The following is a 19816-nucleotide window of genomic DNA, read 5'->3' on the forward strand; positions in this document are numbered from 1 at the left end:
GACCCTTAGCCTTGAATCAGTTATCAGAATTCAGGAGTCGGGAGATTATTTTTAGGACTTATACCAAATTTCTAAATCCATGACAGACATCCACGCTCGAATGCTTGCCAAGCTTGCATTCGTTGTGACGCAAATAAAGAAAAATGGTATTAGAGGAGAGCATCTCACCTTTGTAACCCATATTCCGTACTGGTTAAGAGGAGGTAAAAAATAAACTCAGAAATAGCGACGGAATAGCTACAATCAAATCAACCAGTCACTCACCTGACAATGACTCAACTAACCGTTAAAAATCTCGACCATTTAGGCATCATCGCCGCTATCATTGATGAGCTAGGTATTGTGGACTATATGAATCAACAACTTGGAGAAAAAGACACCACCCACTCACTTAGGAAATCACCATGGAACTTTATCAACGAATAGCCGATTTTTATGACTCCTCTAGTGGACTATGGGAAAGGATTTGGGGCGAACATATGCACCATGGTTACTACGGTCGCGGCGGCAAGATTAAACTCGATCGCCGTCAGGCACAAATTGATTTAATAGAAGAATTATTAACTTGGGGTGGTGTCACCGGCGCTAATCAGATTCTCGATGTCGGTTGTGGTATTGGTGGCAGTAGTCTTTATCTGGCCGAAAAATTTCACAGCCAAGGAGTGGGGATTACCTTATCCCCGGTACAAGCCGCTAGAGCCAGCCAAAGAGCGCAAGAGTTCAATTTAGAAGAACAAGTGAGTTTTTGCGTGGCTGATGCCCTAAAAACCCCCTTTCCTGAGAATAATTTTGATCTGGTCTGGTCTTTGGAAAGTGGCGAACATATGCCCGATAAAAGGCAATTTCTGCGGGAATGTTATCGGGTTTTGCAGCCCGGGGGGACTTTTTTGATGGCTACTTGGTGTCATCGTCCCACCACTTCCCTGGCCGGTAATTTAACGGAAGGAGAGATTAAACTATTAAACGAGATTTATCAGGTTTATTGTCTGCCCTATGTGATTTCTTTGCCAGAATACGCCGATATTGCCGGTGACATTGGCTTTCAAGACCTAAAAACCGATGATTGGTCCCTATCGGTGGCGGCCTTTTGGGATGTGGTGATTGACTCGGCCCTAACCCCAGATGCGATCGCAGGTTTGTTAGCCAGCGGTTACACTACTATCCAAGGGGCTTTATCTTTAGGGTTAATGCGGCGCGGTTACGAGTCGGGTTTAATTCGTTTTGGCTTACTGCAAGGGAAAAAATAAAGGCTGATCTCTCCATTTCTTTTTAACAAAACTTAACAATTATTGGCAAAATTTTGCTTGCTTTTCTGGGGAGATTTTGAGATAATATTTCTAAAAGATTTTATTCATAATGGAAACATTGACAATTATCTAAATTGGCACAGATTCCCATTATAAAAAAAGCATAACGCAAACCGCCGCCTAAGTCAAGCCCTTTCCCATACTTATGGGTGCGAATTTCCATAAATCAAAAAAAAGGCTTTGGTGGGGGGCAGTGATCAGGTAGAACTGGGGAACGAGATAATCTTCAAGCAAGATTCTGTATTTCTAAAATTCTACACTTAGGTTTTCCTAAAATGGCTCAGGGCAGATTTGAACTGCCGACCTTGGGCTTATGAGTCCCCTGCTCTGACCAACTGAGCTACTAAGCCGTTGTTTACACAGTTACCAATCATAACACATAATCACCCAATTGCACAAGAGCAAAAAAGGGAAGATTTTTTCTTCCCTTTGGGGGCATCTTTAACGTCTGCCTGGCAGGAAAGCCATGGGATTAACTGCTCCCCGGCCGGAGGGGTGAACCTCGAAATGTAGGTGGGGGCCGGTGCTAAAGCCACTGCTGCCCATCTGGGCGATCGGTTCGCCTTGCTGAACAGTTTGGCCGCGACGCACCAGCAGACGGCTGTTATGGGCATAGAGAGTGGTGCTACCATCGGGGTGACGAAGTTTCACCAGATTGCCATAGCCGCCCGAATTCCAACCGGAGGCGATTACTTCACCGGCTGCCGCCGCCACAATCGGGGTCCCCACTGGACCGGCGATATCGATGCCGCGATGAGGTCTGCCCCAGCGCCAACCGAAACCGGAGGTTAATACACCTCTAGTGGGCCAAATAAAGCCGGTAAAAATCGGGGCGGGGTTAGGTAAATGCTCATCGGGATTAGTGAGGGGAGGAAGGGAAGGTTCTACGGTTTCGCCGACGGGAATTCGGAGGCGGTCATTATATTCTTCCACATTGGTAGGAGCCGAACCGATAATCTGGGGGGGGGTGCTTTGGTTAGAACGAGAACGAAGGGCTGTCCATTGGGGATTAGGGGTTATTTGCCGATCATCGGGGGTTTCTGCGGGATTATCGACGGGAATAGCGATACTTTTCTGGGTTTCCGAAAGGTTAGTTTCCCGCAGATTAGCCACCTCTTGGCGCAATCTTTCCCGATAGCTGCCGGTGATATTTTCGGGAAATTCTTCCGTCCCCGTGGTGGCGGTGGCGGCTGGCAAATTTTGCCGATTGCTGGGGTTAAAAGACAACCTAGTGCGATCGCCGTCCAAAGGGGTAAGATTTTGATTAACTCTAGCGTTGGCAGAGCGATCAGGAACCACTAGGGTTTGATTAACTTTAATCCGGTTGGGGTTGTCAATGCCGTTTTCCCTAGCTAATTCGGCGGGGGTGATGCCGAGAGCGCGAGCGATCGTGTTTAAGGTATCCCCTGGCCGAACCCGATAAACTTGGTTTTCTGGGGGAACTATGACCCGAGGATTGGGAATGGCAGGAATTTCAGTCACAGGAGCCGGATTTCGTAGGGCAACGCTAGGAATTTCCGGTCTGCTGGTTAAGGGAGGATTCAGGGGAATTGTGGCTATCGGGCGATCGCTTTCAGGGGTGGGAACGGGAATCGGGATCACCTGACTGGTTGGTCGGGGGAATTCTTCGGGAGCAATAACGGGAATCTCGACGCTAGTTGGCGAATTATCGGGAACGAGAGCGGTAGTTTCGGTGACGATTACCGTTTCCCCGGAATTGGACTGATGGGGGTTTTCCTCGGTTCGCAGGGCGGCCAAACTTTCTTGGAGACGTTGACGGGTTTGACGGAGACTAGCAGAGGAACTATCCAACTGCTCAGGAGTTGCTGCCGGGGCTGCCGGGGGCAACTGCTCAGGAGTGGGAATTTTTAAGGTTTGTCCGATAATCAAATCGGATTGGGGGGAGAGATTATTGCGGGCAGCGATCGCTGTGGGGGTGGTTTGATAGCTGTCGGCTAAACTCCACAGGGATTCTCCCGGTTTCACCTGATGCTCAACCACTGATGTGGCGATGAATTTGACGGTGGCGAGTGCTTGGGATTGGATTATTTGCGGTTCTTTTAGTTCTTTACCCGCAGCTTTGGCTTTTTGGGCCAGGTCAATCACTTCCCATTCTAAGGGTACAGAATTGGCGGCCTGGGCTGATTCTGAGGTGGAGTTGAGAATGCTAGGTACTCCCAGAGAGAGTGCTAATCCCAGTAGAGCAACTGAGTAACGGACTCGGTTAGACTCAGCGGTGCAATTCTGTTCTGGGGTAGCAGATGTCATGGGGTTGTGGATAAAAGTCTCTTTCAAACAGACCTCCTGTGGTGTAAAGAGTTAGCTAGAGCCAGTGGATTAAGCCGATGGGTCTAGCTTTCAGCATTAGCCTTGAGGCTAGAGTAGAAGTTAAGCAACTTTACTTTTTAGTCAAAATACCTAAAGGTGACTTTTAGGTGAGATTAACTTAGATTTTGAAATTATGCAAGTCTATCTCTGACCATTAGCACCGGGATCACGGCAAGTTGGTGACATTTTGAATGTCCAGATTGACGATGCTCTATCTCAGATGTTCCAAGCTGATCAGCATTTTTCGTCCTGCCAATTTTTGCCAGTTTTTTGATAGAAAATTTTTATCGGTTTTGCCGTTTACTAAAGAAATTATTAATGATTCGCCGCTCGCAAGGAGCAATGATGGCTATTGGGGGGGCAATAATTAGGGTTTGCCCAAAAAGTTTTTCGTGGGGTGTGGGGTGTGGGGTGTGGGGTGTGGGGTTTTACCGAGAAAAATACGGGGCGTTGATGTCAAAACAAATACAGCCTAACGCCTACCGGCTCTTCATAGAAATTCCCCAAGCTAGAGAAAATTATTGGGATGAGCCTCAAAGATATTATTGATGCGTTACCTGCGGGTTTTTGCACCCGACAAGAGCGGTGATCGTACTATCCTTATAGTTGGTATCCTAATGTTATCAACACAACATCTTCTAGTTGAGCTATTGTTTCAGTCCTAAGTAGTCCTAACCGCTGAATTAAACGGGTCTTATCTAACACTCTAATTTGAAAACAAAGTGCGACTGAATCCTGCGATAACCCGCCATCTCCCTGTCTAATCAACATACAGATTGGTAATGAAGCACGGCGTTGGTTTGTCGTTAGGGGAATAGCAATGGTTGTTGTGAAAAATTGAGAAACAATATCATTTTGAAAAATAATGATAGGACGAATACCTGCCTGCTCAAAACCTTGAGCAGGATTGAGGTTTGCTAACCAAACTTCCCCACGTTTAAGCTGTTCAGTCATTGATGATCTTCCTGAGCAAGCATCACTGCATAATCATCCATTCCAGCTTCGGCAAAGATACGGTCTTCCTCGGCGAAATCAGTCGCAAGGGAAACAAGTTGACTAGGATCGAGAATGATCCGGCGGCGTTTATCTTGGAACTTGAGAAAGGCAATGAAGTCAGCAACTTGCTGAAGTTGATCATTAGTTAGTTGGTCAAGGTCTTGCTTAAGAGCTTGGCGAGTGACTGGCATAGCAGCGAGTTAGAAGATTGTAAGCTTTTAATCTATTTTACCTTTTTCGTCCCTGAAACTGAACCTCTCTATTTTAACTTAAGCGATCGCATTTTCAGAAATTCATAGTTCTAGAGTAGCCCAAGTCAAAAAAGCCAAACATCTTCAACTTTTGATAACTGCTCTGAGTCCAGTTCACCTAATACCAATCGATTTTAGTTTTGATCCCCCCTGCCCCCCTTGATAAGGGGGGTTTGATCCCCCCTGCCCCCCTTGATAAGGGGGGTTTGATCCCCCCTTACTCCCCCCTTAATAAGGGGGGTTTGATCCCCCCTTACTCCCCCCTTAATAAGGGGGGTTTGATCCCCCCTGCTCCCCTTGATAAGGGGGGTTTGATCCCCCCTTACTCCCCCCTTAATAAGGGGGGTTTGATCCCCCCTGCCCCCCTTGATAAGGGGGGAATCTGATAATTTTTAACGACTACCTACTTAACTCTAGGAAATGACAGGTTTCAATCATTTAATTAAAAAGAATACACGGCTGTTTTGATATTTTGGTAGTTATCATCTAGATCTGATTCTAGGAGAATAATCGCAGTAATTCTTCTCGTCATCTCGCTGACTTCCTGCACTTCTGCGATAGTTAATCCCCGTCCTAATAATTTTTCCTCGCGATAACTTAGCCATTTTTTAATGACTTGATAACCCCCGATAGTATATTCCCAAACCCGGGCCGGTATATTTTGCCAATAGGCTCGATCATTGAGATAAATATCATAGGTGGTCGTTCCTAATAATTTTCGCATTTCTGGGCTAATTACGCTCATTTCTGCGGTTGTATATTGTCTGGCGATCGCTTTTCCTTTACCCGGCATTGTCACACCATTTTTACCCCCATGTCCCCAACCGACGTTAATAATTAAATCCCCCTTATCCGGGTTTAAATTTCCCCCATCAGTGCAGGAAATCAAGGCGATTTTTTGCAGTGCAGGGGTCGGTTTTTTGGTGACTCCTATAACGGGGTTTTCTGTGTCTAAAAGAGATGCGATCGCTTGTCCTAGTTGGGCAGATTTAATTAATAATTCTTGGCTATTGGGAAGGGGAATTCTTGGGAAGTCTTGACGAATACCGTCGGCATTTTCCCGAAGATACAAGGGAGAGTACCCAATCGCTAATGCGTGCAGCCAAATTAAGGAAGCATTCTCGATATTTTCATCGAGATTATTAATACCCAGTTCATTTAAGTATTGACGAGATTTTTCCGAGAGATTGGCTTTTATTGAGAGACTATTAAAGTTACTGGAATCGAATAATTTTCCTTGAGTATTATCTTCTGTATTCACCTTCTCTGAATTTTGACGTAATCGTATAGGAAAGTGATAAGCATGACCTCTAATAAAGTCAAAGTCTCCTAAACAGTTAGTAAAATAAAATGGTATTCCTTCGGGAGAGGCAACACCAGCAGGACGACTGACTAAAAAGGAATTACCTTGAAATTGATGAATAAATAGCGAAGGTCTAGACTCATTCCAAAGCGGTCTAATTTGAGTATAATAACACCACTTAACCTCATAGGGTCTGAGCAGATAAGGTAACAGCATTTGAGTATTAAATTTTTTGCGTAACTTTAAGACTTTATCTCTGGCTTTTTTGGCATCAAATCGAGCTGCATCTTTAGTTAAACCTGTATTAAGTGATGCTAATTCTTCCCATGAAACATTTTGATCAAAGTATTTACTTATCCTTTCCGAAAGAATAGTTTTATCACTATCAATAAAACTATAGCCTCGATTCTCTTTATAACCTGTAATTGGAGCTTCATCAGATAAATCTGTTAACTTTGGCCATGCTAAATAGTGAGAAGAAACATCGGAGGGACGGAAAGAATAACGATTAGATTGTTCTGGGTTAGAGACTTGATACAAAGAATCAAAATCTTGATTATTTAAACTATCTAATAACTGTTCTCGTTTAGCAACTCCCCAGAAATGGCGAAAATAGACATCAACATTTTTATTCCTTACTTCCTTTCTTACCATTAGTCCGATAGTTGTCCCGACTCGAATCCCTTCCTTATTGTATTGAGTAGAAAAAACACTAGGATCTGGATTACCTTCAGGGGTTAACTTTCCCGTTTCGCGACTATCCCCATTGAGACAATCAAACCAAAGACGATCAAATTCTTGTAAAAATCTTTGTCGCATCACCACAAAAGAAGGATCACCGAGATAGGAAAAATTAGAAATATAACAAACAACCCCTTTACCGGTATTTTCTGAAATACATCTTTCTGCTAAACGAAAAAAGCGCACATATAACTCATCCAAATTAAACTTTTTAATCCCCCAATCGGAGATTAAACCCTGTTTATACACTTCCACTAAACCTGCTTCTTCCGCGGGACTGGTTCCAGCAAAAGCATTGTAGGGAGGATTACCGAGAATAACTAAAATCGGTTTACCGCGCTTAACTTCATCGGCTGCCTCTCGTTCCTTATTTAACTCCGGAAAACTCAATTGTAGCTGTTGAATTTTCTGTTTACTTTCCTCATCGGGGGGTTGCCAACCGGTTAAAGCATTAGTCAGATAAATCCCGACTCGTTCACTATCTTCTATTAAAGGTACACCCAAACTTTGCAGGAATAAACCTAATTGTAGATGAGCGACGACAAAAGGAGCGGTTAAAATCTCGAAACCGAAAATTCTTTCTATGGCTGCTTTTTTCACCAAAGCTATGGCTAAAGCACCCGCCCCATTTTCCTGTAAAGTATCGGTAATATAGCGCAAAACCTCGACTAAATAAGCACCAGTTCCACAGCAAGGATCGAGAACATAAACATCGGGATTAGCTAAACCGTCCTCGATATTTAATTCTTCTCGTAAAACTCGATCGACTCGCGCTACCATATAGCGAACAATTTCCGGAGGAGTGTACCAAACTCCCAATTCTTTGCGTAAATCAGGATCAAAAGCTTGCAAAAATGGTTCATAGAAATACTGTACCGCTTGTCCCTCATCGAATTGACGAAAAAATTCCTCTCGTCGCACTCGATTTAAAGCTGCACCGGTCCAGTTCAAAACTTCTACTAATCCCAAAGATTTTAACTTACTCGGTGCGGCGATCTGCTCAAATAGGATCGCTAACATGGGAACATGGAGATGGTGGGCTGCGGATTTCCAATCGAACTTATCCTCTTTATCCTCGCGATTGAGGTTTTGCTTGTGCCATAATACCCAAGCGGAAAATAAACCATAAAAGAGGGTTTGCACGAGGGTAGAACGGAAAAATTTATTCCCCTGTTCCCGTTCAAATTTGATACCTAGGGCATTTTCTAAAGCTTGACGAATATTGGCCAGAGCGGGAAGATCGGAATGATGTTCTAAGCGTGCTTTTGCGTCCCGCGCATAGGAAGCAAGAAACCAAGCAACATCGGCCGGTGAGGTGATAGGAGCCGCCTGTAAAAGCACTCTCTTTAGGTATTCTAAGAGGCTATCACCATGTTCGGCGGCAAATTTGGATGGATTTGAGGTTTTTAGCCAAAACTCGGCTTCTGACGGGGCTAAACTATAGGCTTCTAATTCTACCGGTTGACCTTGGCTATTGCGACCGATGAGCAGAAAATCGCGATAATTGCTGACTAATACTTGACCGTATTTTTGCCAGTATTTTTGTACTTGCTCGCTGGCGGCGATTTTTTTGATATCTTCTTTGGTTCCCTTAATCTCGATCGCGCCTCTTTCGGGAAAAATCGCCGTAAAAGGTTCTAATTCTTGATTTTTGGGGAATTGATCGACATTAAAAAGTCCCCCGTCCGGCAATCCCGCACCCTGATTTCTGAGGTTGATAATGCAGCGCACTCGCGGTTTTAGGGTTTTACCGATTTCGTTGAGGAGAGTTTCGAGAGTGCCGTAGTAGGAGGTTTCTTTTACCGCTGCTTGGGAGGAGTGGATTTCGTGCAGGTTGCGAAAATAATTGACGAGGGGATTCATTAGGAGTCTTGTAAAAATCAAAAATTGTTGTTAGGGTTAGGAGTCAGGAGTCGGTCGTCAGGAGTCAGGAGAATTAAGAATGAATAATAATTAACTAAATAGTCTATTTACATATTTTATGCCATTTAATCCTTATTTTTGCCATTTTTGAACCCTCAAAAATTAATTATCGGTCGCAACTAGCTTCTGAAGCCTAATCCTGGTCAGGCGTTTGCTTACAGGCCCTCTCTACTCGCACTTAGAAATTAATTGAATGGAAAGAGCTTCTACAGTACAGTGAAAGTTAACGTTACTGTTGGAAAAAACCTAATCCCATGAATCGTCGTGAATTTGTTGCCCTCGTTGGTGTTGGCGGAGCCATGGCCTGCGCCCCAGAAATCCTAGGGACGACTACCGACCAAGAGATGACCCCGGCCCAAGCGGCGGATGGCTTTGTGAAAGTGACGGGCATTACCCTCAAAGAATTGGAAGCCAAAGGCAGTTTTCTGGATAAAAAATCCCCGGTCGGCTCCTTGCTCTTGATCTGGGAGAAAAAGACGAAAAAGATCAGTGCAGTAAACCCGACTTGTACCCATGAAGGCTGTACGGTGAAATGGAATACTGGCGCACAGATTTTAGCTTGTCCCTGCCATCCGGGGAAATTTACCGCCACTGGAGTCGTCACGAATAAACCCCCAAAAGGCAATCTAACCACCTATCAAGTCAAGGTCGAAAAAGACGTTATTTTCGTGAAAAAAGCTTAACGGGGTTGAGGGAATACCATGCCTTTGGTGACACGGGTAGAATTAGTGACTCTCTACTCGCACTTAGAAATTAATTAAATGGAAAGCCTCCATAAGGGAGAGGGACAAGTAATTTAGCTTCACTCTCGCCTCTAAGAAGAAATTAAGCCGGGGATTTAGTCAATTTGGTCAAGAATAATCAGTTAGAGATGAGAAATCAGACCCCGAATTTCTTCCCTGCCTGAAATTTCTCAATTTCTCAGACTAAATTTGAGTACCAAAATCAGGGTAAATAGCCCAAATATCAACTTAATAAAGTTTTAATAGACATTTAAGCCCTAATAGATTAATCTTGGTTTTTTTTAAGCCGATATGCTGCCTCCCTAATCCTTTTCAGACTTGAAAACTGGCTATTCTGTTAGGGGTTGGCCGTCAGAGAGGTCAATTTTCAAGGATAATTTGTAACAGAGTGTTGAAAATTCCTTTAATCTTAGTCATGAGCGATCGCCCACCAGAACTAACCCTAGCCGACCAGGCCCCTGCCAACCACGAATGTCGCTCCTGCGGCTACGTTTACGACCCCAGCAAGGGAGATAGTAAAACCAACACTCCCGCTGGAACCCCCTTCGAGGAATTGCCAGAAACGTGGCGCTGTCCCGTGTGTGGTGTGCGTCGTTCCCAATTTATCAACATCGGAGCTAAAGATGCTCCTTCGGGATTCCAAGAAAATCTTAGCTATGGTTTTGGAGTCAACCGTCTGACTCCCGCACAAAAAAATATTTTGATTTTCGGGGCTTTAGCGCTAGGATTTGTTTTCTTTATTAGTTTATATGGTTTAAACTAACTCAAGCACTCATTATCTTTAAATCTAACGGCTCTTATGAGCCTGTAACTCATCGGGTACAAACCTTAATCCGTCCCGATTCCTTGACCAATACCTCTGAACCATTGATGAGAAAACTGAAACAATTTGTAATAGTTCTAGCTGTAGCCTTTTTCTGCTTTAGCTGTAGTAGTGTGCCATCCCTGAGCAATAGTCCTTGGCAAATCCTCACCCTCGACACTGACTCCACTTTTGCCGATATCGCCTTTACCGACGACCTGCAGCACGGTTGGTTAGTGGGAACCAAATCTACCCTCTTTGAAACCAGCGATGGGGGGAACAGTTGGCAGCAAAAAGTCCTCAACCTTGGCGACGAAAAAGTTAGCTTTAGCGCCGTCAGTTTCCACGACCAAGAGGGTTGGATTGTCGGTAAACCCTCAATTCTTCTCCATAGCGAAGACGGGGGCAGCAGCTGGTCCCGTATCTCCTTAAGTGAAAAATTACCCGGTTCTCCCTACGGAATTATCGCTCTGAACGACAAAACCGCCGAAATGGTCACGGATTTAGGCGCTATCTACCGCACCAAAGACGGAGGCAAAACTTGGCAAGCTTTAGTGGAAGGTGCTGTGGGTGTGGCCCGGACAATTGTTCGTTCCCATGATGGTAAATATGTGGCCGTTTCCGCACGCGGGAACTTTTATTCCACTTGGGAACCGGGGTCAACAGAATGGCAACCCCACAATCGTCTTTCTTCCCGCCGTTTACAAAAAGTCGGTTATGGTGAAAAAGGGGAATTGTGGGCCCTGGCCCGGGGTGGTCAACTACAATTTACTAGCCCCAATGATCTCGATACATGGGAAGATAAGGTATTCCCCGAGTTTTCCACCAGTTGGGGACTTTTGGACCTCAACTACCGCACCCCCGAAGAAATTTGGGTCGCTGGTGGTAGCGGCAATCTCTTGGTCAGTCATGACAACGGCCAATCTTGGCAAAAAGATCGCGCGGTGGAAAGTGTCCCCTCCAATCTCTATCGAATTGTTTTTATCAATTCCGACAAGGGTTTTGTCTTGGGACAAAATGGGGTTTTACTGAAATATAATCCCCCCAGCGAGCCGGCCTAAAACTTGTCTCAGGGTCAACAAAGTCTCTATTATAGAGATTGAATTTTTCAAGTCCTATCATTCCGAGGAGAACCATCCATGTCAGGTAGTACCGGCGAACGTCCTTTTGGCGATATCGTTACCAGTATTCGTTACTGGATTATCCATAGCATCACCATCCCCATGCTCTTTGTCGCAGGTTGGTTATTCGTGAGTACCGGTTTAGCTTACGATGTTTTTGGCACTCCCCGTCCCGATGAGTATTACACTCAAGAGCGTCAAGAATTACCGATCATTAATGATCGCTTTGAGGCCAAAAATCAAATCGAGCAGTTTAATCAGTAGTTTACTTTAATTAAGGATAAAAACAATGGCTAGTGGTAATCCCAATCAACCCATTTCTTACCCCATTTTCACCGTTCGCTGGTTGGCAGTTCATACCTTAGCAGTCCCCACTGTCTTCTTTATCGGTGCAATTGCGGCAATGCAGTTTATTCAACGCTAGGAGAACAATTATGGAAAGAACACCTAATCCGAATCGGCAAGCCGTCGAGTTAAATCGTACTTCTCTTTATCTAGGTTTACTCCTAGTTGCTGTCTTGGGAATTTTATTTTCCAGCTATTTCTTTAACTAATTAGTCCCGATTTATTGTCATCGCAATTAGGAGGTGTTATTCATGTTCGCAGAAGGTCGTATTCCTTTGTGGTTAGTCGCCACCATCGCCGGTCTAGGCGTTATCGCTGTGCTTGGTCTTTTCTTCTACGGAGCTTACGCCGGTTTAGGTTCCTCTATGTAATTCCATTACGGGTAATTTCCCCCAGCAAAAAGCCGTTAGTTATAGAAATAACTAGCGGTTTTTTCAGTATTCGGTGAAAAGTAAAGCTCGATCGAACTTTAATACCAAATCCGTTTTTAATAGTGTGATTAACTCTCAAGTTATCAATTGTTTCTCCCTGCTCCCCACTCCCTGCTCCCTTCTCCCCACACCCCACACCCTGCCCCCACGAAAAACTTTTTCAGCATACCCTAATTAAAAAAAGGAGTCAAAGACTTGACTCCTTTAGTTATATGGATGATTTAGCTAAAACTAAACTTCTTGTTTACGAGTGCTAAGATCACCCAATTTTTGGAATAAACCGAATTCCACTTGTTCTTCCAGATCTGGATCGACCCCGGCGAATACGTCGCGGTAGATGGTACGAGAACCGTGCCAGATGTGACCGAAGAAGAATAGTAAAGCAAAGACAGCATGACCGAAAGTAAACCAACCTCTTGGAGAAGTGCGGAATACCCCGTCAGACTTGAGGGTTTCGGTGTCAAACTCGAAAGCTTCACCGAGTTGCGCTCTACGCGCAAATTTCTTCACATCAGCAGGATCGCTGAACACCTGACCATCGAGAGCGCCACCGTAGAAGGAAACGGTAACACCACTTTGTTCGATACTCAGTTTCGATTCCGCACGACGGAAGGGAATATCAGCGCGAACGATACCTTCCGAGTCAGTCAGGACAACGGGGAAGGTTTCAAAGAAATTAGGCATCCGACGCACGCTGAGGACGCGACCTTCGCCATCTTTGAACACGGGGTGTCCTAACCAAGATTTAGCGATACCGTCACCGCTATCCATGGCACCAGTACGGAATAAACCACCTTTAGCGGGGCTATTACCGACATAATCATAGAAAGCCAGTTTTTCGGGGATTGCTTGGTAAGCTTCGGCGATGGTGGCTCCATTGGCGATGCTGGCCTCCACACGACGCTCAATTTCTTCTTGGAAATAGCCCTTATCCCATTGGTAACGGGTCGGGCCAAAGAGTTCGATCGGCGTGGTAGCATTACCGTACCACATGGTTCCAGCCACGACGAAAGCGGCAAAGAAAACGGCGGCGATACTGCTAGAAAGCACCGTTTCGATATTACCCATTCTCAGGGCTTTATAGAGTCTTTCGGGGGGACGAACGGTTAAATGGAATAAACCGGCGATAATCCCGACGATACCCGCAGCAATGTGGTGAGCTACCACACCCCCGGGGTTAAAGGGGTTAAAACCAGCAGGTCCCCATTCCGGAGCTACGGGCTGCACATGACCGGTTAAACCGTAGGCATCGGAAACCCACATCCCGGGACCCCAAAGGCCTGTTTGATGGAAAGCACCGAAACCAAAGCAAAGTAAACCAGATAAGAACAGGTGAATACCGAACATTTTCGGCAAATCGAGGGCAGATTCGCCCGTGCGGGGATCGACGAATAATTCTAAATCCCAGAAAACCCAGTGCCAAACCGCTGCTAGGAATAGCAGACCGGATAAGACGATATGAGCGGCGGCAACGCCTTCAAAAGACCAGAAACCGGGGTCAACACCAGTTTCGCCGGTGACGCTCCAGCCACCCCAAGAACCGGTGACACCTAAACGGGCCATGAAGGGCAGCACGAACATTCCTTGCCGCCACATCGGGTTTAATACGGGGTCGCTGGGGTCGAAAATAGCAAGCTCATAGAGGGCCATGGAGCCAGCCCAACCCGCTACCAGTGCGGTGTGCATCAGGTGAACGGAAATTAAACGGCCCGGGTCGTTGAGAACGACTGTGTGTACTCGATACCAAGGTAGTCCCATTGACTACGCTCCTCCTATTGACAATTTAGTGTCCACTTAGACGCTTTTTATATTCAGGGTCAAAATATAAGCCCAACAATCTCGACTGTTAAGTGCAAGAGTTAGCCAACCTACATTATCCCTTGAAAAGTGTATCTATTCTAAAGAAGTGTAACTATTGTTAGAAGATATTTCAAGTGTTGGCGATCGGTCTTCCGCCAGAATATTCCAGATCAGGGTGTAGGGTGTGGGGTGTGGGGTGTGGGGTGTAGGGTGTGGGGTGTAGGGTGTAGGGTGTTGGGTGTGGGGAGATGGGGAATTATGACTGATAACTGATAACTGATAACTGATAACTGATTACTTCCTCAGTAGTTCTTCGGCATTTTGCAGGATTTCGAGGACTTGTTCGGCACTAATCAAGCGTTTTAGCACCACTTGCCCGATGGTGGGGACAGTATCAGCAATTTCGGCACTCTTGGGGGCAACTTCCACCATAATCACGGCTTCTTCCACCTTATAAAGCCATAAAACCTGTTCTCCTTCCAAAATACCGATATTTAATCGCTCTATCTGCGGTGGTCGTCGCCAACTACTCGCATGGTCCCACAAACCGCCAAATTCCCACACCCGTCCTATTGTCCAACCTGCCGTTAAGAAAAAATATTTCACTTTGTTACTCAATCTAGAATCAATCTCTAGCTTTCTGGCTTAATTAGTTTTCAGCCGTCAAATTTTATCAGCTTTTTAGCCCCCAGCCATCAGTCAGAAAAGGCAATAGGCAATAGGCAATAGGCAATAGGCAATAGGCAATGGGCAGCTTTGTTCTCCCTGGGTGCATCCCACATTTGCAGAAATACCGACAATCAGTAATTATCAGTTGGATGAAACGGACTATCTGCTTTCCACAGAAGCTAACCGTCAACATCTCCAAGAGGCAATAGAATCTCTTAAAAATCCTGATAGTTATATTTATGTAGATGCTGCTAACTTATGAGGAAAGTCGCCTTTCTAACCCGAAGTTTTGATGAGTTTAACCAATAGGCGATCGCAGACAAGAAAGTTTACGCTAAAATTGTCAGCCTTATTAAAGATGTTCAAAGAGAGCCTTTTTCTGGACTAGGAAAATCAGAAGCATTAAAACATGAACTATCAGGATTATGGTCACGACGCATTACAAAAGAACATCGCCTAGTTTATAGCGTGTCTGATTATGACACAAAAGCTAGAACCTCTGGAAATGCGTTGCAAGGGAGTTCCTTGCAACGAGATAGAAATGAGAAGAACCCTTTACTGATTAATTTTTCACAAAAGTAAATTTACCATTTTTACCATCGGCATCCATTTTAATTTGTGCCACGGAGAATTTATCCTGAATGATTTCCCCTTCGGGAGTAAAAGCAATATCTCCCAGGACAGTCACATACTTACCCGCTAAAATTTCCTGATTTAATTGTTGGCGAATTTGTTCGAGGGAAAGTGTACTGAGTTTATTTTTATCATCTACCCGTTTTAGGGCCTCGACAAAAACTTGAATTCCCGTAAAAGCTTGAGCGGTAAATTGGGGCGGTGCTTTTTTATTTTCTGCTGTATAAGCGGCGACAAAATCCCGATTAATAGGATGATCTAATTCTGGGTTATAAGCTTGAGCGATGAGAATACCATCACATTGAGCTTGACAAACCGGGAAAATATTAGAAGTATTTAAACCATTGCCACCAATAATTAACCCCTGATAGCCTAATTGTCGCAACTGTTTGACCAAATTGCCCCCGTCAGCAACCAAACCAGAAATAATCACTAAATCCGGTTTAATATTAATAGCGGCGGTGGCTTGGTTTTGAAAATCTGTATCGGTGGTTTGGAATTTCTGCACGGTGACAATATCAAGATTTAAACTTTTTAGAGTTTCTTGAAAAGTTTCCGTTTCCGATTTACTAAAAGCATCATTTTGGGCAAAAAAGACAGCCACTTTTTTAATCTTGGGATCGATTTTTAAAGCGGTTTTAACTGCATTGGGAGCGACCACAGCCACAGGAGCGGACACCCTACCCACATATTCACCGATCTGGGGGATACCTTTAGCCGTGTTAGACGGGCCGAGAATGGGAACTTTAGCTCGATCGGCGATCGGACTAGCGGCAAAAGCTTGCTGAGACAAGGACGGACCAAGAATACCCACCACCTTATCTTGAGTGATTAGGGTATTAATGGCGTTGATTGCGCCCTGTTCATCCCCGGCCACATCCTGGATAATAACTTTAATCGGTGTTCCATTAACTCCGCCCTTTTTATTAAAATATGTTTCAGCCATCTTGACACCGATCACCTGTTCCTGTCCCAATAGGGCGAGATTGCTGGTTTGAGCTAAAGCTGCACCGATGGGAATAGCAGCAGTGGCGGCGTTTTCTGCGGGACTGGGGTTAGTTTGACTGGTGGGAGTGCCGGAATTGCAGGCCACCACTAGACCGAAAGTGACTAGGGATAGTATTAAGGGGATTAATAAACGTTTTCTGAGCATCTTAACTCTCCGGGGACTGATATTGTTGATGACACTATTATTTCGCTAATCGGGTTGATTTCAGCGATAATTCTCGACGCGATCGAAGCAGATTTTGCTCCCTTAGCGCCTTTTGTTTCCCCTAATTTTGTCGATTAACCTCCCCGTCTCACCTCCCTTTTCAGAAAAACGATTTGCCTTTTCTGGTTCTGTCGCCTAACCTAGTAGTTAGGGAATTTATTATCGCCTTTCCCGTTCACAAACCCCAGCAAGCGAAAACATCCATTTAAGATTATGACTAACCCCGTTATTCACGCCTTTTTCCTCGGACGAGCGATCGCTGAAGTGGTCAGTGAACAGCTAGAAGATGCGTTTACCAACGCTTTAAGCGAATTAGGCAAATTTGATGCCGAACAACGGGAAAACCTGCGGCAATTCGTCGAAGAAGTGCAAATGAGAGCCGAGCGAGCCATGGAAAAGGGAGTATATACTGGTACAGACTCCAGTAGTTCCTCCAGTGCCGATGTGCAGGAAAACATCGACGAAATGCGGGCTGAAATCGCCCAATTGCGCTCGGAACTAAAAAACTACCGAAATTAACCAAAAACCCTCTTTTAGTCGCTTTAAAGCCCCAAAAATTGCGTGTCAGCCCTTCTACCCGTCCCCGTTACCCTAGAGTTAAACCCAGCAATGCCGGCCCTTCAAGTCGCCAAAAATAGCTATCGTTGGAATCAAGAAAACTATTCCATCAATCGTCGTCGTCTAGATATTTGGCGATTCGTTCTGACTGTACTTTATCAATTCTGGCTCAACGGTAAAAAATGGAGCTATAACGGCAGCTATAGCGAGGAAAAACTCGCCAGCAGACGCAGAAAACAAGCCGCTTGGATTCGGGAAACCATGCTAGAATTGGGACCGACTTTTATTAAAGTCGGTCAACTGTTCTCCACCCGGGCCGATCTTTTTCCCCTCGAATATGTGGAAGAACTCTCGAAACTACAGGATCAGGTTCCCGCATTTACCTACGAACAGGCCAGCAAAATTATCGAGGTATCCCTCGGTAAACCCCTCAATCAACTCTTTAAAAGCTTTGATCCTATTCCCCTGGCAGCCGCTAGTTTAGGGCAAGTTCACCGGGCCCAACTGAAGAGCGGGGAAGATGTGGTGGTCAAAGTCCAACGGCCCGGATTAAAAAAATTATTTAGTATCGATCTGACCATCCTAAAAAAAATCGCCCAATACTTCCAAAATCATCCCAAATGGGGTAAAGGTCGCGATTGGACGGGTATTTATGAAGAATGCTGTAAAATCCTCTGGGAAGAAACCGATTATCTCAATGAAGGTCGTAACGCTGACACTTTTCGCCGTAATTTTCGCGGGGAAGATTGGGTGAAAGTACCGAAAGTCTATTGGCGCTACACCGCTCCCCGGGTTTTAACCCTAGAATACCTCCCCGGCATCAAAATCAGTCATTATGAAGCCCTAGAAGCGGCCGGACTCGATCGCAAATTGTTGGCTAAACTAGGGGCAAAAGCCTATCTAATTCAACTACTCAATAACGGCTTTTTTCACGCAGATCCTCACCCTGGCAATATTGCCGTTGATAGTGATGGCTCCCTAATTTTCTACGATTTCGGCATGATGGGACAAATTAAAACCAACGTGCGCGAAAAATTAATGCAGACTCTCTTGGGAATTGCCCAAAAAGATGCCGATCGCGTGGTCACTTCTCTGGTGGATTTAGGAGCATTAACTGCTAATGGTGATATGGGAGCAGTGCGGCGATCGATCCAGTATATGCTCGATAACTTCATGGATAAACCCTTTGAGGAGCAATCCGTGGCCTCTATCAGCGATGATCTCTATGAAATCGCCTACGATCAGCCTTTTCGCTTTCCCGCTACCTTTACCTTCGTCATGCGAGCATTTTCTACCCTAGAAGGGGTAGGCAAAGGACTCGATCCCGAATTTAACTTTATGGAAGTGGCCCAACCTTTTGCCCTGCAATTAGTAAATGATATGACAGGAAATAATGGCAGTAATATCCTCGATGAGTTAGGACGACAAGCAGCCCAAGTGAGCAGCACCGCCCTGAGTTTACCCCGACGCATCGATGATACGATCGAAAAATTAGAACGGGGTGATATCCGTGTCCGGGTACGTTCCAGCGAATCCGATCGACTTTTGCGGCGATTGGGTATGATTCAAATGGGAACTAACTACACTTTACTGATCAGTGCTTTGCTGATCTCAGCGACGCTTCTATTCGTCAGTGGTTTTGGTTGGTTAACTCTAATACCGATGGCGATTTCCCTGCTGCCGGGGATAGCTCTTGTGAGACTTTGGCGAAAAATTGAACGTCAGGATCGTATGATGTAATTGATTGCGGGATAATAAATATTGTGTTAGCACCAAAAATTTCCATGAACAATCTTTCTTTTGGAGGAATGACTGATCCAGGTGTAGTGCGATCGGTTAATCAGGATAGTTATTATATTGACCCCGAGCAGCGCTTTTTTATCGTTGCTGATGGTATGGGAGGTCATGCGGGGGGCCAGGAAGCTAGTCAAATCGCCACTGAAACTATCCAAGTTCATCTAGAAGAACACTGGAATTCGCCCCTGACTGCTGGAGAATTGCTACAGGAGGCAATTACCGTCGCTAACGAGAAGATTATTGAAGATCAACTGAAAAATCCCGAAAGACAGGACATGGGGACAACTCTAGTCATGGCTATCGTCCGAGATGATGGCTCTTGGTACACCCATATTGGTGATTCCCGTCTCTATCGCTTTCGTGAGCAAAAATTAGAACAGGTGACGGAGGATCATACTTGGATAGCTAGGGCGATCAAAATGGGTGATCTGTCCAAAGAAGAGGCGAAAAACCACCCTTGGCGACATATTTTATTTCAATGTCTTGGTCGTCGCGATTTGCCCCCAGTGACGGTATCTCCCCTCGATCTGCAATCCGGTGATAGTTTAATTCTCTGTAGTGATGGTTTGACGGAAGAACTGTCCGACCAGGAAATTAGCGATTATTTGCAAACTGGTGCTGATTGTCAGGAAATTGTCAAGAATTTAGTGGCAGCGGCCAAAGAAGCCGGCGGTTCTGATAATATCACCGTGGTCATGGTCAGCTGTTGACTATCTAGGGTTTACTGAAAAAGTTTCCCGTGGGGGCAGGGTGTGGGGTGTAGGGTGTGGGGTGTTGGGAAGAATAAATAAAAATAATCTCCTGCCGAGAAAACGGGTTTCTCGGAGAAACCCGCTTTCTGTGCGTTACTCAACG

General features: G+C 45.1%; 21 protein-coding genes and 1 tRNA gene. 14 read left to right on the forward strand and 8 right to left on the reverse strand.

Features of this window, described 5'->3' with window-relative positions; all coding sequences use genetic code 11:
* The first annotated feature begins 270 nt into the window (after positions 1-270).
* Complete coding sequence (locus IM507_RS04375; protein WP_002735546.1) at positions 271-426, forward strand: DUF4277 domain-containing protein; 156 nt, start codon at positions 271-273, stop codon at positions 424-426.
* The gene (locus IM507_RS04380; RefSeq protein ID WP_002737795.1) at positions 405-1247 is read left to right on the forward strand and encodes a methyltransferase domain-containing protein; all 843 of its coding nucleotides are present in this window, start codon (positions 405-407) and stop codon (positions 1245-1247) included. The genes IM507_RS04375 and IM507_RS04380 overlap by 22 nt, the downstream gene beginning before the upstream one ends.
* Before the next feature lie 336 nt (positions 1248-1583).
* Here IM507_RS04380 and IM507_RS04385 read toward each other — a convergent pair.
* The 5 genes from IM507_RS04385 to IM507_RS04405 form a co-directional block, all read right to left on the reverse strand.
* Positions 1584-1657: transfer RNA gene (locus IM507_RS04385), tRNA-Met, on the reverse strand.
* 91 nt (positions 1658-1748) lie between these two features.
* A complete protein-coding gene (locus IM507_RS04390) occupies positions 1749-3575 on the reverse strand; it encodes a peptidoglycan DD-metalloendopeptidase family protein (RefSeq protein WP_287636688.1) in 1827 nt (608 codons plus the stop codon).
* A gap of 660 nt (positions 3576-4235) precedes the next feature.
* Positions 4236-4589, reverse strand: coding sequence for a type II toxin-antitoxin system PemK/MazF family toxin (locus IM507_RS04395; RefSeq protein WP_069474453.1), 354 nt, complete (start codon positions 4587-4589; stop codon positions 4236-4238).
* A complete protein-coding gene (locus IM507_RS04400) occupies positions 4586-4822 on the reverse strand; it encodes a hypothetical protein (RefSeq protein ID WP_002737182.1) in 237 nt (78 codons plus the stop codon). Before IM507_RS04400 ends, IM507_RS04395 begins: the two co-directional genes overlap by 4 nt.
* A gap of 502 nt (positions 4823-5324) precedes the next feature.
* Positions 5325-8789, reverse strand: coding sequence for a type ISP restriction/modification enzyme (locus tag IM507_RS04405; protein WP_287636691.1), 3465 nt, complete (start codon positions 8787-8789; stop codon positions 5325-5327).
* A gap of 314 nt (positions 8790-9103) precedes the next feature.
* Here IM507_RS04405 and IM507_RS04410 point away from each other — a divergent pair, with 314 nt between their 5' ends.
* The 7 genes from IM507_RS04410 (at position 9104) to IM507_RS04440 (ending at position 12231) form a co-directional block, all read left to right on the forward strand.
* Complete coding sequence (locus IM507_RS04410) at positions 9104-9532, forward strand: QcrA and Rieske domain-containing protein (RefSeq protein ID WP_287636692.1); 429 nt, start codon at positions 9104-9106, stop codon at positions 9530-9532.
* 475 nt (positions 9533-10007) lie between these two features.
* Complete coding sequence (locus tag IM507_RS04415) at positions 10008-10355, forward strand: rubredoxin (RefSeq protein WP_002736293.1); 348 nt, start codon at positions 10008-10010, stop codon at positions 10353-10355.
* 107 nt (positions 10356-10462) lie between these two features.
* Positions 10463-11455, forward strand: coding sequence for a photosynthesis system II assembly factor Ycf48 (locus IM507_RS04420; RefSeq protein ID WP_002736815.1), 993 nt, complete (start codon positions 10463-10465; stop codon positions 11453-11455).
* 78 nt (positions 11456-11533) lie between these two features.
* Complete coding sequence (gene psbE, locus IM507_RS04425) at positions 11534-11779, forward strand: cytochrome b559 subunit alpha (RefSeq protein WP_002737435.1); 246 nt, start codon at positions 11534-11536, stop codon at positions 11777-11779.
* A 25-nt stretch (positions 11780-11804) separates the two neighbouring features.
* Positions 11805-11939, forward strand: coding sequence for a cytochrome b559 subunit beta (gene psbF, locus IM507_RS04430; protein WP_002736175.1), 135 nt, complete (start codon positions 11805-11807; stop codon positions 11937-11939).
* Between the two features lie 10 nt (positions 11940-11949).
* The gene (locus IM507_RS04435) at positions 11950-12069 is read left to right on the forward strand and encodes a photosystem II reaction center protein L (protein WP_002735805.1); all 120 of its coding nucleotides are present in this window, start codon (positions 11950-11952) and stop codon (positions 12067-12069) included.
* A 42-nt stretch (positions 12070-12111) separates the two neighbouring features.
* Positions 12112-12231 carry a photosystem II reaction center protein J gene (locus IM507_RS04440; RefSeq protein WP_002736108.1) on the forward strand — a complete coding sequence of 40 codons (120 nt, stop codon included), beginning with the start codon at positions 12112-12114 and terminating at the stop codon, positions 12229-12231.
* A 291-nt stretch (positions 12232-12522) separates the two neighbouring features.
* Here the strand turns inward: IM507_RS04440 and psbB are convergent, their stop codons facing one another.
* Positions 12523-14049: a photosystem II chlorophyll-binding protein CP47 gene (gene psbB / locus IM507_RS04445; protein WP_002749271.1), complete on the reverse strand. Its 1527-nt coding sequence runs from the start codon at positions 14047-14049 to the stop codon at positions 12523-12525.
* Positions 14050-14385: 336 nt separating this feature from the next.
* Positions 14386-14697 carry a hypothetical protein gene (locus tag IM507_RS04450; protein WP_002749272.1) on the reverse strand — a complete coding sequence of 104 codons (312 nt, stop codon included), beginning with the start codon at positions 14695-14697 and terminating at the stop codon, positions 14386-14388.
* A 163-nt stretch (positions 14698-14860) separates the two neighbouring features.
* Between IM507_RS04450 and IM507_RS04455 the strand changes: the two genes are divergently transcribed.
* Both IM507_RS04455 and IM507_RS04460 read left to right on the forward strand, forming a co-directional pair.
* Entirely contained in the window at positions 14861-15022 is a 162-nt protein-coding gene (locus IM507_RS04455; RefSeq protein ID WP_002774666.1) for a hypothetical protein, read from the forward strand.
* A 50-nt stretch (positions 15023-15072) separates the two neighbouring features.
* Positions 15073-15342 (forward strand): Txe/YoeB family addiction module toxin, encoded by a 270-nt coding sequence (locus tag IM507_RS04460; RefSeq protein WP_071590317.1) that lies wholly within the window; start codon positions 15073-15075, stop codon positions 15340-15342.
* On the opposite strand, the gene IM507_RS04465 is transcribed toward IM507_RS04460, so the two are convergent.
* A complete protein-coding gene (locus IM507_RS04465) occupies positions 15323-16546 on the reverse strand; it encodes an ABC transporter substrate-binding protein (RefSeq protein ID WP_002736048.1) in 1224 nt (407 codons plus the stop codon). The two genes, IM507_RS04460 and IM507_RS04465, sit on opposite strands and share 20 nt — an antisense overlap.
* A gap of 273 nt (positions 16547-16819) precedes the next feature.
* On the opposite strand from IM507_RS04465, the gene IM507_RS04470 reads away from it, so the two are divergent.
* From IM507_RS04470 to IM507_RS04480, 3 genes are all read left to right on the forward strand, one after another.
* Positions 16820-17125, forward strand: a complete 306-nt coding sequence (locus IM507_RS04470; RefSeq protein ID WP_123230795.1) for a DUF6825 family protein — start codon at positions 16820-16822, stop codon at positions 17123-17125.
* Positions 17126-17215: 90 nt separating this feature from the next.
* Positions 17216-18904 carry an ABC1 kinase family protein gene (locus IM507_RS04475; RefSeq protein WP_042790838.1) on the forward strand — a complete coding sequence of 563 codons (1689 nt, stop codon included), beginning with the start codon at positions 17216-17218 and terminating at the stop codon, positions 18902-18904.
* Positions 18905-18948: 44 nt separating this feature from the next.
* Positions 18949-19671 (forward strand): Stp1/IreP family PP2C-type Ser/Thr phosphatase, encoded by a 723-nt coding sequence (locus IM507_RS04480; RefSeq protein ID WP_002736536.1) that lies wholly within the window; start codon positions 18949-18951, stop codon positions 19669-19671.
* The last annotated feature ends 145 nt before the right edge of the window (positions 19672-19816 follow it).

The sequence above is a fragment of the Microcystis sp. M20BS1 genome, assembly GCF_020245305.1.
GTDB classification, from domain to species: Bacteria; Cyanobacteriota; Cyanobacteriia; order Cyanobacteriales; family Microcystaceae; genus Microcystis; species Microcystis ichthyoblabe_A.